The 15,732-nt window shown below is 67.3% G+C and carries 9 protein-coding genes, 2 tRNA genes and 1 pseudogene; 8 read left to right on the top strand and 4 right to left on the bottom strand.

Going from position 1 to position 15,732, the window contains the following annotated elements:
- The first annotated feature begins 5 nt into the window (after positions 1-5).
- The 3 genes from ACQCSU_RS07250 (at position 6) to ACQCSU_RS07240 (ending at position 3,335) form a co-directional block, all read left to right on the top strand.
- Positions 6-1,283 (top strand): glycosyltransferase family 87 protein, encoded by a 1,278-nt coding sequence (locus ACQCSU_RS07250; protein ID WP_426979070.1) that lies wholly within the window; start codon positions 6-8, stop codon positions 1,281-1,283.
- Positions 1,284-1,443: 160 nt separating this feature from the next.
- Positions 1,444-1,977 carry a winged helix-turn-helix transcriptional regulator gene (locus ACQCSU_RS07245; protein ID WP_426979069.1) on the top strand — a complete coding sequence of 178 codons (534 nt, stop codon included), beginning with the start codon at positions 1,444-1,446 and terminating at the stop codon, positions 1,975-1,977.
- Positions 1,974-3,335: an MFS transporter gene (locus tag ACQCSU_RS07240; RefSeq protein WP_426979068.1), complete on the top strand. Its 1,362-nt coding sequence runs from the start codon at positions 1,974-1,976 to the stop codon at positions 3,333-3,335. Before ACQCSU_RS07245 ends, ACQCSU_RS07240 begins: the two co-directional genes overlap by 4 nt.
- 25 nt (positions 3,336-3,360) lie before the next feature.
- Here the strand turns inward: ACQCSU_RS07240 and ACQCSU_RS07235 are convergent, their stop codons facing one another.
- The 4 genes and pseudogenes from ACQCSU_RS07235 to ACQCSU_RS07220 form a co-directional block, all read right to left on the bottom strand.
- Positions 3,361-4,551, bottom strand: coding sequence for an acyl-CoA dehydrogenase family protein (locus tag ACQCSU_RS07235; RefSeq protein ID WP_426979066.1), 1,191 nt, complete (start codon positions 4,549-4,551; stop codon positions 3,361-3,363).
- A gap of 34 nt (positions 4,552-4,585) precedes the next feature.
- Entirely contained in the window at positions 4,586-6,106 is a 1,521-nt protein-coding gene (locus ACQCSU_RS07230; protein ID WP_426979065.1) for an APC family permease, read from the bottom strand.
- 13 nt (positions 6,107-6,119) lie between these two features.
- Positions 6,120-7,339, bottom strand: a pseudogene (locus ACQCSU_RS07225) (glutathionylspermidine synthase family protein).
- A 2-nt stretch (positions 7,340-7,341) separates the two neighbouring features.
- Entirely contained in the window at positions 7,342-7,944 is a 603-nt protein-coding gene (locus ACQCSU_RS07220; protein ID WP_426979064.1) for a Tat pathway signal protein, read from the bottom strand.
- Between the two features lie 151 nt (positions 7,945-8,095).
- On the opposite strand from ACQCSU_RS07220, the gene ACQCSU_RS07215 reads away from it, so the two are divergent.
- From ACQCSU_RS07215 to ACQCSU_RS07195, 5 genes are all read left to right on the top strand, one after another.
- A complete protein-coding gene (locus ACQCSU_RS07215) occupies positions 8,096-8,749 on the top strand; it encodes an MOSC domain-containing protein (protein ID WP_426979063.1) in 654 nt (217 codons plus the stop codon).
- Positions 8,750-9,161: 412 nt separating this feature from the next.
- Positions 9,162-11,321 (top strand): DEAD/DEAH box helicase, encoded by a 2,160-nt coding sequence (locus ACQCSU_RS07210; protein WP_426979062.1) that lies wholly within the window; start codon positions 9,162-9,164, stop codon positions 11,319-11,321.
- A gap of 234 nt (positions 11,322-11,555) precedes the next feature.
- Positions 11,556-11,627: transfer RNA gene (locus ACQCSU_RS07205), tRNA-Thr, on the top strand.
- 61 nt (positions 11,628-11,688) lie between these two features.
- Positions 11,689-11,762, top strand: a tRNA-Met gene (locus ACQCSU_RS07200).
- Between the two features lie 209 nt (positions 11,763-11,971).
- A complete protein-coding gene (locus ACQCSU_RS07195) occupies positions 11,972-15,445 on the top strand; it encodes a discoidin domain-containing protein (RefSeq protein ID WP_426979061.1) in 3,474 nt (1,157 codons plus the stop codon).
- Positions 15,446-15,732 lie beyond the last annotated feature (287 nt).

Genomic DNA, 15,732 nt, shown 5'->3' with positions numbered 1-15,732 from the left:
AAGCAGTGACCACCACCGCCAGGGCCAAGTCCTCAACCACCCGCGGCTGGCTCGCGACGGCGGCCGGCGCGCTCGCCGTCGTCGCCGCCCTGGTGGTGCTGTACAGCGCCTACACCCCGCTGATGAACGACTTCGAGGTCTACTTCTACGGCGGCAGCCGGGTGCTGCAGACCGGCGAGACCGGCGTCAACGAGCTCTATGCCCCGCGGGACGGGCTGCCGTTCACCTATCCGCCGTTCGCCGCGCTCCTATTCGCGGCGCTCGCCTCGCTCGGCCAGGACGCGGGCAGCCTGGTCTTCATCACCACGGCGCTGCTAGGCGCCGCGATTGTCTCCGCGTGGCTGGCACGGCACTACTTCCGCCTCGGCCGCTGGCGGGACGCGGTGGCCGACTGGCGCTTCCGGGCCATGGCTCTCGCCGGCACCGCGGCGATCCTGCTGCTGGGACCCTGGCGGGACACCTTCGACTTCGGCCAGATCAACATCATCCTGATGGGCCTGATCCTGGCCGACTTCGCGTTGCACGGAAAGGTCCGGGCCGGGGAAATCCGCTGGCCTGCCGGGCTGCTGATCGGCATTGCGGCCGGGATCAAGCTGACCCCGCTCGCGTTCGGGCTGTACTTCCTGGTCCGCCGCGACTTCAAGGCGCTCGGCTGGATGGCCGCCGGCTTCTTCGGCTCCATCGCGGCGGCCTGGGCCCTGCTGCCGACGGCCTCGGTCACGTTCTGGACCAAGATCCTGCCGGACACCGGGCGGATCGGCGGACCGGCCTACGTGGATAACCTCTCCGTCAAGGGCCTGCTGCTGCATCTGGGCCTGCCCGACTCCGGCGTGACCAGCGTCCTGTGGCTGGTGGTCTCCCTGGCCCTGGCCGCGGTGGCAGCGCTGGTGGTCAAGTGGGCGGTGGACGCGGACGAGAACTTCGTGGCCGTGTCCGCCACTGCTGTGCTGATGCTGTTGGTCAGCCCCGTGTCCTGGTCCCACCACTGGGTCTGGATGGCCGTGGCGCTGCCGTCGATGGGCTTCGCGATCCACCGGGTGCCGTCCCGGGACGGGAAGATGCGGCTGGCCGGCTGGATCATCGTCGCCGCCACCGCCGTCGCGTTCTACCTGACGCCCAAGTACCTTTCGGTGATGGCCGGCGCGCAGGAGTGGGGCAAGGATCCGCAGACCCAGTGGCAGCTCATCGTCGCGAGCTTGGGCGTGGTCTGCGGCATCGCCGTGCTGGCCTACTGGGCGCTGGCCTACCGGCCCTCCCGGACACCCCTGCGCCAGGCGCAGTAGACACGGCCGCTCCCACCCCTCCCCGCCCATCCCCACGCCACCCCTCCCCACGCCACCCCGAGCGGGCAGTTCGCGCCCGCGAATCGGGAAAAGTCGGGCGCGACGTGTCCGTTCGGCTTCGGGTCTAGCTTTCTTGAACGTAGTCAGCTAGGGTTTCGGCATGGCACTTCGATCCGACTGGTCCGCGCGGAACTGCAGCATGGCCCGCGGCCTGGACATCCTGGGCGACCCCTGGGGCATGCTGGTCCTTCGTGAGATCTTCTTCGGCAACGGCCGCTTCGACGCCATCAAGGCGCGGCTGGGGGCGGCGGATTCCGTGCTGACCAAACGCCTCTCGGCGCTCGTCGGCGCCGGGCTGCTCACCCGCCGGCCCTACGACGACGGCGGCCGCACCCGCCAGGAGTACGTCCTCACCGCCAAAGGCGAAGACGCACTGCCGGTGCTCAACGCCGTCGTTCTCTGGGCCGAAAAGCATCTCCCCGCGCCGTCCGAGCAGGCCCACATGTTCGTTATCCATTCGGGCTGCGGGGCCCGCACCTCCTCCGCCGACACGTGCACGGCCTGCGGGGAACGGCTCACGGCGGACAACACCAGCTGGCACAGCCTCACCCGCACCACCGAGCCCGTACCCCTCGCCACCTCCACCCCGGTCACGTCCCTCAAGGCCCCCTCCCAGAACGGAACCGCGGCATGAGCGCGCCCAAAACCACCCCTCGGCAACGCCCCCGGCAGGTCCCCAAGCGGCGGCTGCACCCGGCCTGGATCGTCGCGGCGGTCGCTTTCCTCGCGCTGGTCGGCGCCGCGGGCTTCCGGGCCGCGCCCGGGGTGATGATGGTGCCGCTGCAGAACGAATTCGGCTGGTCCACCACGGTGCTCTCCTCCGCCGTCAGCATCAACCTCGTGCTCTTCGGCCTCACGGCACCGTTCGCCGCGGCCCTGATGGAACGCTTCGGCATCCGCGCCGTCACGTCCGTGGCGCTCGTGCTGATCGGGGCCGGCAGCGCCCTGACCGTCCTGGTCAACCAGTCCTGGCAGATCCTGCTCACCTGGGGGCTGCTGATCGGGCTGGGTACGGGTTCCATGGCACTGGTCTTCGCCGCCACGATCGCCAACACCTGGTTCGCCAAGAGCCGCGGCCTGGTGATCGGCATCCTCACTGCTGGCAGCGCCGCCGGGCAGCTGGTCTTCCTGCCCTTCATCGCCATGCTCGCCCAGGACCCGGGCTGGCGCCAGGCCTCGCTGCTGATCGCCGCGGGCGCGCTGGCCGTCGTCCCGCTCGTGCTGAAATTCCTCAAGAACTCACCGGCCGACGCCGGCGTGCTGCCTTACGGTGCCGAGTCGGAAGCCGCCGGGGAACCAGACGCCGGGGAACCATCTACGGAAGAGCCGGAAATCCCGGCGGAGCCCGCGGAACCGCGCCGGAACGCCGCCGTGCGGGCACTGCAGGCGCTCAAGCGGGCCAGCAAGGTCCGGACCTTCTGGGCCCTCGTCGCCGGGTTCGCCATCTGCGGCGCCACGACGAACGGGCTGATCGGCACACACTTCATCCCTTCCGCGCACGATCACGGCATGGCCGAAACCACCGCGGCAGGCTTGCTGGCCGTCGTCGGGATCTTCGACATCCTCGGGACCATCGCCTCCGGCTGGCTCACCGACCGGTACAACCCGCGGATCCTGCTCGCGGTGTACTACCAGTTCCGCGGGATCGGCCTGCTGGTGCTTCCCCTGCTGCTCAGCGCCACGGTGCAGCCCAGCATGATCGTGTTCGTGGTGATCTACGGCCTGGACTGGGTGGCCACCGTACCGCCGACCGCCGCGATCTGCCGCCAGGTGTTCGGAGCCGACGGCAGCGTGGTGTTCGGCTGGGTGTTCGCCGCCCACCAGCTCGGGGCGGCCGCCGCGGCGCTGGCGGCAGGCGCCATCCGGGACGCCACGGGCCAGTACACCTACGCCTGGTTCGGGGCCGCCGCGATGTGCACCATCGCCGCCGTCATCAGCGCGACCATCCGCAAGGACGCCGGCAAGCGGGAAGCCGTCCTGGTCCCGGCCTAGACGCGCTTGACCCTCGCGGGCAGTCCTAGCGGAAGGCGGCGAGCCCGGTGATGTGCTGGCCCAGGACCAGGGTGTGGACCTCGTCGGTGCCCTCGTAGGTGCGCACCGACTCGAGGTTCGCGGCGTGCCGCAGCGGGGAGTAGTCCAGGGTGATCCCGTTCGCGCCCAGAATGGTGCGGGCCTCGCGGGCAATCGCTATCGCCTCGCGCACATTGTTCAGTTTGCCCAGTGAGATCTGCTCGGGCCGCAGCTGTCCGCCGTCCTTGAGCCGGCCGAGCTGCAGCGCCAGCAGCGTGCCCTTCTGGATTTCCAGCAGCATATTGACCAGCTTCTCCTGCGTCAGCTGGTAGCCGGCGAGGGGCTTGCCGAACTGCAGCCGCTCCTGCGAATACTTCAGCGCCGCCTCGTAGGAATCCCGGGCCGCGCCCATCGCGCCCCACGCGATCCCGTACCGCGCCTCGTTGAGGCAGGTGAACGGGCCGCGAAGGCCGCGGGCCGCCGGCAGCAGCGCCTCCGGGCCCAGCCGGACGCCGTCGAACGTGATATCGCACTGGATGGAGGCCCGCATCGAGAGCTTCTGTCCGATCGGTGTCGCGGTGACGCCGGGGGTTCCGGAAGGGACCAGGAAGCCGCGGACGCCGTCGTCTGTCATCGCCCAGACCACCAGCACGTCCGCCACTGAGGCGAGCCCGATCCAGCGTTTGGCCCCGTCCACGATCCAGCCGGCGTCCTCGCCCGTGCTGTCCCGTCGGGCGAAAGTCGTCATCGAGGCGGGGTCCGAGCCGGCGGCGGGTTCGGTCAGTGCGAAGCTGCCGATCAGTTCGCCGGCGGCCATCCGGGGGAGCCACTCCTGCTTCTGCTCCTCGGAACCCCACTTGTGGATGGCGGTCATGGCGAGGGAACCCTGCACGGACACGAAGGTGCGGATGCCGGAATCGCCCGCTTCCAGTTCCATTGCGGCCAGGCCGTATTCGACGGCGGTGCGGCCGGGGCAGCCGTAACCCTCCAGATGCATGCCGAGGACGCCGAGTTCGCCCAGTTCCGGGGCCAGCTCCAGCGGGAAGACACCCTCGTCATACCAGCGCGCGATGCCCGGACGGATCCGCTGGTTGGTGAAATCACGGACCTTCTCCCGTACCGCCAGTTCCCCGGCGCTCAGCAGGGAATCGATCGCCAGGACATCGGAAACGTCGGGAACTTCAGAAGGACGGCTCATGCCAGCATCCTACGGCCGCAGCCGTACTCCCGGACTACATCCGGGCCGGCGCGGGCATCTGCTGCAGGAAGTAGTCCCGCGTGGACGGGGCGAAACGGCACACGGCCGCCAGCACGACGCCCAGCGCCAGCAGAGCCACGCCGCTGACGAAGGCCCCGCCGACGCCGAAGATCTGCGTGTCGCCGTACCCCGGATCCCACATCTGCACGGCCGAGACGAAGAATGCCGCGGTCAGCATGAGTGCGCCGAGCAGGGGCAGGATGCCGCGGAACCCGAGATTGCGGACCGAACTGCGCAGCGTCGCGCGGAAGTACCACACGCAGGCGAAGCCGGTCAGGGCGTAGTAGAAGGCGATGAACAAGCTGATCGAGCTGATCGAGTCGGCAAGCAGGTTCTCGCTCAGGATGCTCATCAGCACGTAGTAGGCAACGGCCGCGGCGCCCATGACCTGGGTGGAGAATCCGGGTGTCTGGTTGCGCGGGTGGACGTCGCCGAACTTCGGCGGCAGTGCCCCGTGCACGCCCATGGACAGGGTGCCGCGGGCCGTGGGAAGGATGGTGGTCTGCGTCGAGGACAGCACCGACGCCAGGACGGCGACGACGATCAGCCAGCCCCAGGGACCGAGCACCACGTCCTTCATCGCGAGGAAGACGTCGCTCTGGTTGGCCTCGTTGCCCAGCCCGATCCCGTCCGTGCCCACCGAGGCATACATCATCACCAGCAGGGCCACGGAGACGTAGATCGCCACGAGGACAAACGCCGAAATGACGGCGCCGCGGCCGGGCGTCGTGGAGGGGTTCTCCGTCTCCTCGTTCACCGCGAGGCAGGTGTCCCAGCCCCAGTAGATGAAAAGTGCCAGCAGGGCGCCGTGCACCACGGCGCCCGGATCGGCAAAGGCGCCCGCCGGGTTGAACCACTCGGGGTCGAAGGCCTGGCCGGTTGTGGCCCCGCCGGGCGCGCCGCCCGCGATCCGAAAAATTATCGCGGCAGCGAAGATGCCCAGCGGGACATACTGCACGTAGGTCAGAACCCGCTGGACATGCTCCCCCAGGCGGATGCCGCGGTAGTTCACGAGGGTCATGAAGACGATGAACAGTACGCCGGTGGCGGTGACCACGAGGCTGTTTCCGGCCAGGGAACCGTCGCCGATCAGCAGCCACAGGTACTGCCCGGCGACCTGGGCAAGGTTCGCCAGGACCACGACGCCGGCCAGGGCCACGCCCCAGCCGCCCAGCCAGCCGGCCCACGGACCGAAGGCCCGGCGGGCCCAGATGAACGTGGTCCCGCAGTCCGGCATGGCGCTGTTGAGCTCACGGAAGGCGTAGGCGATGAAGAGCACGGGCACGAAGCCCAGCAGCAGGATCAAGGGAGTGTAATTGCCGTTCACGGCCACGATCAGGCCCAGGGTCGCCGCGAGCGAATAGACCGGCGCGGTGGAGGCCAGCCCCAGCATGACGGAGTCTCCGAGGTCCAGGATCCCGGCGCGCAGTCCCTTGGCGGGAACGGCCGCCGGACCCCCGGGGCCGCCGGCCGCCGTCGTCGTCTCTGTGTTCATAGTGTCACCGGGTTCATAGGGCGATACCTGCCTTGCTGGAGTGAGTCTGGTTCGAGGCCGGGGAGAGGGGGGCCGGAGCGTCGATGGTGTTCGGCACGAAGCGGCAGAAGTAGTCGGTAATGGGGCCGTCGGATTCGCGGATGCCGCAGCCGACGGATTCGCCGTCGACCACCCACAGCCCCAGCACCGGGCGGTTGCCTTCGAAATCGGGCAGGGCGTGGAACTGCTGGTAGCACCAGCCTTCCCGGCCGTAGCCGCCGGGCTGTTCCAGGTTGATGCCTGCGGCGTGGATTTTGATGTTGTCCCCTTCCCGGCCGTGCAGCGGTTTGGCCACCCATTCCTTGAGCGGGCCGGGGCCGTCCAGGTATGCCGGCAGCAGGTTGGGGTGGTCCGGGTAGAGGTGCCAGAGCGCCGCGAGCAGGGCCTTGTTGGAGAGGAGCATCTTCCAGGCCGGTTCCACCCAGCGCGGATTGTGGGCGCGCTGGAGCAGCCGGTGCCCGAACGGCTCCTTCATCATTAGTTCCCAGGGGTAGAGCTTGAACAAGGTGCTGATCATAAAGTTGTCCAGGTCCACGAAGCGGTTGAGGTTAGGGTCCCAGCCGATGTCGGACATGTTGATCCCGATGGTGGTCCAGCCGGCCTGGCTCGCGACGTCCCGCATGTAGGCCGCCGTCATCCAGTCCTCACCGGATTGCTCGGCCTCGGAATGGCGACGTGGAGAGTGCTCATGCCCGTGCGGTACTGCAGCTTCTTCCATTGCCGGATCAGAGCCTCATGGATGCCGTTCCACTGGTCCTTTTCGGGAAAGACGTCCTGCAGCCAGAACCACTGGGCGACGGCGGCCTCGATGAGCCCCGTGGGGGTATCTGCGTTGTATTCGAGCATCTTGGCCGGCCCGCCCTGGCCGTCGTAGACGAAGTCGAAGCGGCCGTAGACGTCCACGTCACCGGCCTGCAGCGATTCGGCCGCCAATTCCAGTGCCTGCGGCCCGATCCCAATGGTGCCCATGGCCCCGGTGGCGAGGAACTTCGCGGCTTCAAGGCACATGCGGTGCATGTCCTCGGCGGTCTGTTCCAGGGTTTCCACCTCGTCCATGGTGAATTCGTAGTAGGCGGCCTCGTGCCAGTACTCGACATTTGTGCCGTCGGGCAGCGCGGTGGTGGAAAAGACCAGGCCCTGCTGTTCGATCCGCTCTTTCCAGTCCGGCCTCGGCGCGGAGATCAGTCGTTCCATCCCTAGCCTCCCGTGCTTCCGCCCTTGGAGCTGCTGCCGAAGCCGCCCCGGCTGACGGTGCCGCCCTTGGAGCTGTACCCCGTGGACGTCTTCGCCCCGGACGGGACAGTCCTCGTGTAACTGGGGTAGCCTGCCCGGTTCTGGCCCACACCGGGGACGCTGGCGCCACGGGAGTAAAAGTACCAGGCATAGATGCCGGAGCTGCGGCCGTCCGTGCTGCTGTTGTCGCACTGCGTGTCATCGACGCGCTCGCCGGTGTCATCGTTGAAGCACACCTGGGCGTACTCGGCCTCGGCCTCGTTGCTGGCCACCATGGCGGTGATCGTGCCGGCCAGGAGCGCCGTGACGCCCAGCCCGACGACGACGGTGCGGCGCTGCGATCGTTTCTTCCGCGCCGCCGCGCCCGCCAGCTCGCGTTCCCGTTCCCGTTCCCGGGCGAAGGGGTCAAAGACGGCGCCGGGCGGGGTTGGGTCCTCGGGAAGTCCCGGCTGCGCGGGCTGACCGGGAGGGTTCTGCAGCTCGGGCCGCAGTTCCGGCTGCGGGACCTGCCACGGGGGCTGCTTCCGGTCCTGCCGCGGCTCGTCCGGGTGCTCATCCCTGCCCAAATCGTCCCCCTTACGTATGCCCGCAGGACGTACCTGTCCGCGGAAGACTTCCCGACGTCAGCCTAACCGGCTTCCCGATCCGGGGCGACGGAAAGTGCTGCCCTTGTCTGCGATCGGGACCGGCCACTGGGCGCAGGCCTACACTGGTGGCATGGACACCGCATCTCTGCTTGCCGTCTGCCGGGTACACCAGCTGCTGACTGACCCCGGCAGCGTCGGCGTGACCGCGATCGACAAACGACCCGTGGACGGGCCTGTCCGGGTGCACAAGCTCGGCCTGCACGGGGATATCCAGGCCAGCCGGGTCCACCACGGCGGCGAGGATCAGGCGCTCTACGCCTACTCCCAGGAGGATGCAGACTACTGGGCGGAGGAGCTACAGCGCGAGCTGCCGCCGGGTATCTTTGGCGAGAATCTCCGCATCGCCGGAATCGATGCAACCAACGCCATCATCGGCGAACGCTGGAAGATCGGACTGGACGTCGAGGTGGAGGTGACCTCGCCCCGCGTGCCCTGCGCGACCTTCCAGCGGCGGATGCACGAGCCTGAGTGGGTCAAGAGATTCGGCGAGGCCGGCAGGGTGGGCACCTATCTCCGGGTGGTCCGCACCGGGAGCATCCAGGCCGGGGACCACATCCACCGGATCTTCGTCCCGACGCACGGGGTGACGATCGGCAAGTGGTTCAGCGATCCTACGGTGGAGGACATGGAGGCCCTGCGGGACGCGGACGCCGACCGCCAGATCCGGCTCCAGCCCGAGTACCACGAGGAATTTGAACGGCTGCAGCGCCGGCTGGGCGTCTGACGGACCGTCCCGGACGCCCGCGCCAGGCGGCCTATGTGGGCAAGCTCACCGCCGCCGTCGGCCTCCCGGGTTACCCTTGCGCGGATCAATGCCCTACACTTGAAATATCCCCCACTCCGGAAATCCCTTATTCCTGCCCAATTCTTGAGGCAGGACTGGCAAGTGTTGGGGCCCGCAAATTGTGATGCGGGCATTTTCATAGGGAGAGCCGGCTAAAGAAAACGCTGTACAGACTGCTGGGATAGCAGCCAAGAGATGCAGCGGGAAGTCCTGCCACGGGATTGCGAAAGCGCCGGACTTCTATGTGACCGGCCGGTCAAAGTATGCCCGGCACGCTTTTGGTCACGCGTACTGCGGCTCCGCTCACCTCGGGTTGTGCCGCCTGGCCCCTATGGATGAGGAAATTTCACCTATGCCCGAAAATCAGAACAACTCCGTCGACACCGAAACCGTTCAGAGCGACGTCGAGACTTCTGAAACGGCTGCCCCCGCAGCCGAGTCCCCGGTATTCACCGAGGCTCCTGCCTTCACGGAGGCTCCGGCTGTTGCCGAGGCTCCTGCCTTCACCGAAGCTCCTGTTGCCGAAGCTGCTGTCGCCGAGGCTCCTGTTGCCGAAGAGGCCACCGAGACCAAGGCCGCTCCGGCCAGGGACGAAGACACCGAAGATGAAGGCGTCAAGTTCGTCGATCTCGGCATCGACGGCCGTGTCCTCGCTGCCCTGCAGGACGTCGGCTACGAGAAGCCGTCCCCGATCCAGGCAGCAACCATCCCGCTGCTGCTCGAAGGCCGCGACGTCGTGGGCCTGGCCCAGACCGGTACCGGTAAGACTGCAGCATTCGCAGTACCGGCACTCTCCCGCCTGGCCGAGCTCCACGACCTCAACGGCCCGTCCCGCAAGACCCAGGCCCTGGTGCTGGCTCCCACCCGCGAGCTCGCGCTCCAGGTTGCCGAGGCCTTCACTTCCTATGCCAAGCACATCGATGACTTCACCGTCCTCCCGGTGTACGGCGGCTCCGCTTACGGTCCCCAGCTGGCCGGTCTGCGCCGCGGCGCCCAGGTTGTTGTCGGTACCCCCGGCCGCGTCATCGACCACATCGCCAAGGGTTCCCTCGACCTGTCCGAACTCCAGTACCTGGTGCTGGATGAGGCTGACGAGATGCTCCGCATGGGCTTCGCCGAAGACGTCGAGCAGATCTTCCAGCAGACCCCCGAGGGCCGCCAGGTTGCGCTGTTCTCCGCCACGATGCCGAGCCAGATCCGCCGGCTGTCCAAGCAGTACCTGAACAACCCGGCCGAGGTCCAGGTCAAGTCCAAGACCACTACGGGCGCCAACACCCGCCAGCGCTACCTGCAGGTCATGGGCCCGCACAAGCTGGACGCGCTGACCCGCATCCTTGAGGTCGAAGAGTTCGAGGGCGTCATCGCCTTCGTGCGGACCAAGATGGCCACCGAGGACCTCGCCGACAAGCTGCGGTCCCGCGGCTTCCAGGCTGCCGCCATCAACGGCGACATCCCGCAGCAGCAGCGTGAGCGCACGGTCGAGGCCCTGCGCGACGGCAAGATCGACATCCTCGTCGCTACCGACGTCGCGGCCCGCGGCCTGGACGTTGAGCGCGTCAGCCACGTGGTCAACTACGACATCCCGCACGACACCGAGTCCTACGTCCACCGCATCGGCCGCACCGGCCGTGCAGGACGTTCCGGCGACGCGATCCTGTTCATGACGCCGCGGGAGAAGTACCTGCTGCGTTCCATCGAGAAGGCAACCCGCCAGCCGGTGGAGCAGATGCACCTGCCCACCGCCGAAACCGTCAACACGCTGCGCCTGGGCAAGTTCGCCGAGCGCATCACGGAGACGCTCGAGTCCGAGGATGTCGCAGCCTTCCGTGACCTCATCTCCTCCTACGAGGAAGAGCACAACGTTCCGGCGTCGGAGATCGCGGCCGCACTGGCCGTCATGGCCCAGGGCGGTCAGCCGCTCCTGGTCAAGGAACTGCCCGCCGCTCCTGAATTCCAGAAGCGCGAGCGCGCCAAGGACGGCTTCGGCTCACGTGGCCCGACCCGCACCCTGACGGAGGGGAACGCGACCTACCGGATCGCCGTCGGACGCCGCCAGCGCGTCATGCCGGGTTCCATCGTTGGCGCCATTGCCAACGAAGGCGGCATTTCCTCGGCCCAGATCGGCGGCATCGACATCCGTGCGGACCACTCCCTCGTGGAGCTCCCGGCGGACCTGAGCTCCGACCAGCTGAAGGCACTGTCCCGCACCCGGATCGGCGGCGAGCTGATCCACCTCGAGCTGGACAAGGGCCGTTCACCAGCGAGCGACCGCGGTGGCTACCAGGGCGGCAGCCGCGGCGGCGACCGCGGTGGCTTCTCCGGCGGCAGCGACCGTGGCGGCAACTTCAAGGGCAACGGCGGCTTCAAGCGCGAATTCCGCAAGACCGACGGCGAGCGGTCCTCCGCCGACCGTGGCGGACGCTCCTTCAGCGACCGCGCCGAACGTGGAGTCGGCTCCGACTCCCGCAAGCCGCGTACCGAAGGTGGCTTCAAGCCCCGGAACAAGTGGTAAGCACTGCTTCTAAGGTGAACTGAGGACGGGCCGGCTTCCAGCCGGCCCGTCCTTGCTTAAAAGTTCGCTTCGTCACATCCGCCCCGGAGGGCGTTCCCGGGTCCGTTCCTGGGCCGTCCGGAGGCCGACCGGAGGCCCCTGGGGCCCCGGATATCCGCTGTTTTCGGCGGGTCCGGTCCGGCCCGGGAGCCGATTTGTTGAGCGGGCAATCTTCCGGTAGAGTATTTACTCGTTGCCCCCCTAGCTCAGTGGTAGAGCGCGTTCTTGGTAAGAACGAGGTCACCGGATCGATTCCGGTGGGGGGCTCTGAATGAGGGCCTGTGTCAAGGCGGTTTTGACCGGCTTAGCGCAGGTTTTCCTCATTTGTGGCGGTGTAGCTCAGTTGGTTAGAGCGCACGACTCATAATCGTGAGGTCGGGAGATCGAGCCTCCCCACCGCTACAGGCAAGACCCCCGGAATCCTTGAGATTCCGGGGGTTTTTCTGCGTTCGGGCGGCAGCGTCCTTGTGCCCGGCACTCGGCGCAAGACCCGCTTTTGCCCGCCCAAGGTTTCTCCATGCTGCTCGGCCTAGCGTCTGTCTTAATTCGGGGTTCTCTTGCCGCAAGGAGACGCAGATGGCTGGTTGGATAGCACATTGGGTCACTTCCCCATGAGCGGCGCCCACCATGGCAGCGCTCGCCATAGGCTGCCGCCTACTGGCTGGTCGGTGGTTTCTGGCGCAAGAACTCCCGCCGGAATGCGGCAATCATCGCTTGCCTTCGCTCCAGATATTTTTCGGTTGTGCTGCACCCAGCTGATTAGGTCCTTCCTCCAGGTGCCGGCCGCTGGCGCGCACCGGGCCGGCCGGGGCGGACCGCCTGGCCGAGCGTTCAGGGTGAGGAGGCCCCTCGGATTTAGTCTCTCCTTCACATTTTTGGTGATACTCCTGGTCTTCGTAGGGGAGGTAGTCTCGGCTCCGCGCGATGCTTTGGGTGCTGCCGGGTCGCTCCTGCACAGGGGGGCAATCCCAGACGACACGGCCATCGAGGCCGGTTCGCACATTCACAATGCGGCGCTGCCAGCCGCCGCGATGGAGGCCGCTCCGGCTGCATTGCCGCGGACCGGGTGGACGGCTACGGCCAGCGATGAAGAGGTTACCCGCACGAACGGCCGCGCCAGTAATGTACTCGACGGCAGTGCTGCCACGATGTGGCACAGCAGGTGGTCCCCGGCGCCGGCGGCACCGCTGGCGCACAGCATCACGATCGACACCAAGGCGACACGAAGCATCTCGGGGCTGCGCTATCTCCCGCGTACTGACCTCGCGAACGGGCGGGTCGGCAGCTTCGAGATCCTGGTGAGCGCCGACGGCACCACCTGGAGTGCCCCGGTGGCTCACGGGACCTGGGCGGACAGCAGTGCGGAGAAGACGGTGACCTTCACTGCGGTCAGCGCCCGGTACGTCCGGCTGACCGCGACCGCTGAGGCCGGCAACCGCGGTCCGTGGAGCAGTGCCGCCGAGATCAACCTGCTCGCCGGGCAAACCGCACCCCCTGCCGCCGAGATCAACCTGCTCGCCGGGCAAACCGCGGCTCCTACCGCCCAGCTGTCCGGCCCGTCGCTGGGGTCCTGGGGTCCCACGATCGGCTTCCCGATCGTCCCGGTCGCGGCGGCGCTGTTGCCCGGCAACCGGCTGCTGGCCTGGTCCGCCTATTCGCCGGTCGCCTACGGCGTTGACAAGGGCTATACCCAGATTTCCATCATGGACCTCACCACCGGTGCGGTGAGCCCGGCCCAAAGGGTCAACACCGGTCATGACATGTTCTGCCCCGGGGTTTCGCTGCTGCCGGACGGGAGGATCCTGATCAGCGGCGGCGGCGACAGCGCCAAAACTACCCTGTACAACCCTGCGACGAACGCCTGGACCTCGGGGCCGGACATGAAGATCGCCCGGGGCTACCAGAGCAACGTGACCACCTCCACCGGTGAGGTGTTCACTATCGGCGGGTCGTGGTCGGGCGGTATCGGCAACAAGAACGGCGAGGTGTGGTCCGCCGCCGGCGGCTGGCGAACGCTGCCGAATGTCCTGGTGGACAACATCCTGACCGACGATCCCCGCGGCGGATACCGTTCCGACAATCACGCTTGGTTGTTTGCCGCCCCCGGTGGCCGGGTGTTCCACGCCGGGCCGAGCCGCCAGATGAACTGGATCTCCACCACCGGCAAGGGCAGCATCACCTCGGCCGGTCTGCGCGCAGATAGCCCGGACGCGATGAACGGCGACGCCGTGATGTACGACGTCGGAAAGATTATGACCGTAGGCGGCTCGACCGCCTACGACAGAGTCCCGGCTACGGCTCGGGCTTACACTATCGACATCAACAACGGTGTGAAGGTGGCCCGGACCGCAGACATGGCCGTCACCCGGTCGTACGCGAGCGGGGTCGCGCTGCCCGACGGGCAGGTGCTCGTGGTCGGAGGACAGGCCACACCAGTTGTGTTCACCGACACCGGCGCCAGGATGGCTCCGGAAATCTGGAACCCGGCAACCGGAAAGTGGACCACGCTGGCCCCGATGGCTATCCCCCGGACGTATCACAGCGTCGGCATGCTGCTTCCCGATGGCCGGGTCTTCGTCGGCGGTGGCGGGCTGTGCAACACCTGCACGACAAACCATCTGGACGGACAGATTTTCACGCCGCCCTACCTGCTGAACGCCGACGGCAGTGCACGCACCCGGCCGACGATTGTGACCGCACCGGCCACCGCCGCGACCGGCAGCAGGATCGCGGTGACCACCAAAGCGCCCGTCACCAACTTCTCCCTGATGCGGATGAGCACCGTGACCCACACCGTGAACACCGACCAGCGGCGGATCCCGCTGACCGCAACCTCGGTGTCGGGCAACACCGCGTCGCTGACGTTGCCGGCGGACCGCGGCGTGCTGGTGCCGGGCAGCTATCTGCTCTTCGCAATGGACGCCAACGGGGTGCCTAGCGTCGCCTCGACGATCAGGATTACGGCAGGTTCTGAGGCTGAACCAGGGACACAAATTCCAATAGCGCCGTTCCGGGCGTTGGATACCCGTACCGGTTCCGCGGTCGGTGCTGACTCGTCGGTGTCCTTCCAGGTCGGCGGCGTGAGCGGGATCCCGGCGAATGTCTCTGCCGTGACGTTCAACCTCACTGTGACCGAGCCCCGGTCCTTCGGCTTCGCTGCCGCTTACGCCTCCGGCGCTGCGCGCCCGAACGCTTCCAACTTGAACTTCGCCAGGGGCCAGACTGTCCCGAACTCGGTGACCGTTCCCGTAGGTGCGGACGGGAAGGTCACGCTCTTCAACCGCTCCTCAGGCACCACCCACTTCATCGCCGACGTCTCCGGTTATTACATTGCGGGCACCCCGACGGCGGCTGGTGCGTTCAAGCCCACCGCGCCGTTCCGGGCGTTGGATACCCGCAGCCGCACCGCGGTCGGTGCTGACTCGGCGGTGTCCTTCCAGGTCGGCGGGGCGAACGGGATCCCGGCGAATGTCTCTGCCGTGACGTTCAACCTCACCGTGACCGATCCCCGGTCCTTCGGGTTCGCCGCCGCGTACGCCTCCGGCGCAGCGCGCCCGAACGCCTCCAACTTGAACTTCGCCACGGGCCAGACTGTCCCGAACTCGGTGACCGTTCCCGTAGGTGCGGACGGGAAGGTCACGCTCTTCAACCGCTCCTCGGGTACCACACACTTCATCGCCGACGTCTCCGGTTATTACATCGCGGGCACCCCGACCGTGGCTGGTGCGTTCAAGCCCACAGCACCGTTCCGGGCGTTGGATACCCGCAGCCGCGCCGCGGTCGGTGCTGACTCGACGGTGTCCTTCCAGGTCGGCGGGGCGAACGGGATCCCGGCGAAGGTCTCGGCCGTGACGTTCAACCTCACTGTGACCGAGCCCCGGTCCTTCGGCTTCGCTGCCGCTTACGCCGGCACTGCGCGCCCGAACGCTTCCAACTTGAACTTCGCCACGGGCCAGACTGTCCCGAACTCGGTGACCGTTCCCGTAGGTGCGGACGGAAAGGTCACGCTCTTCAACCGCTCCTCGGGAACGACCCACTTCATCGCCGATGTCTCCGGCTACTACATTGCCGGCCCCCCGAAGTGACGTGACAGCGCCTACGACGCGAGCGGTTCGATGAGGGACTCACCGCCGCTGGCAATATTGGTGAAGATCGCGCTCGCGACGCCGAAGAACTGGGTCGAGGAATATACGGAACTTCGACGGGTGTTCAGCCGAACGCGATCACTATGTGAGCACTGAACGTAGAGCACGTGCGGATACGGGACGCGATGATAAGACGACCCGAGCTCGGAAAGTGCCTAGTTTTCGCACCAGGAGTGACACTCGGAGCCTTTTGGTTACAGCAGTGAAAAAGCTGCGGGATTGGGTCC

The sequence above is a fragment of the Pseudarthrobacter sp. O4 genome, assembly GCF_050157025.1.
In the GTDB taxonomy this organism is placed as follows: domain Bacteria; phylum Actinomycetota; class Actinomycetes; order Actinomycetales; family Micrococcaceae; genus Arthrobacter.
Note: the sequence above shows the minus strand (reverse complement) of the source record. Positions and strands in the feature narration are given on the sequence as shown.

What these genes read in the sequence shown, in the direction of transcription:
- ACQCSU_RS07240 (WP_426979068.1), top strand. Translation starts at nt 1,974, where the DNA reads ATGAGCGCGCCCAAAACCACCCCTCGGCAACGCCCCCGGCAGGTCCCC.
- ACQCSU_RS07230 (WP_426979065.1), bottom strand. Translation starts at nt 6,106, where the DNA reads ATGAACACAGAGACGACGACGGCGGCCGGCGGCCCCGGGGGTCCGGCG.
- ACQCSU_RS07245 (WP_426979069.1), top strand. Translation starts at nt 1,444, where the DNA reads ATGGCACTTCGATCCGACTGGTCCGCGCGGAACTGCAGCATGGCCCGC.
- ACQCSU_RS07235 (WP_426979066.1), bottom strand. Translation starts at nt 4,551, where the DNA reads ATGAGCCGTCCTTCTGAAGTTCCCGACGTTTCCGATGTCCTGGCGATC.
- ACQCSU_RS07195 (WP_426979061.1), top strand. Translation starts at nt 11,972, where the DNA reads ATGAGCGGCGCCCACCATGGCAGCGCTCGCCATAGGCTGCCGCCTACT.
- ACQCSU_RS07215 (WP_426979063.1), top strand. Translation starts at nt 8,096, where the DNA reads ATGGACACCGCATCTCTGCTTGCCGTCTGCCGGGTACACCAGCTGCTG.
- ACQCSU_RS07210 (WP_426979062.1), top strand. Translation starts at nt 9,162, where the DNA reads ATGCCCGAAAATCAGAACAACTCCGTCGACACCGAAACCGTTCAGAGC.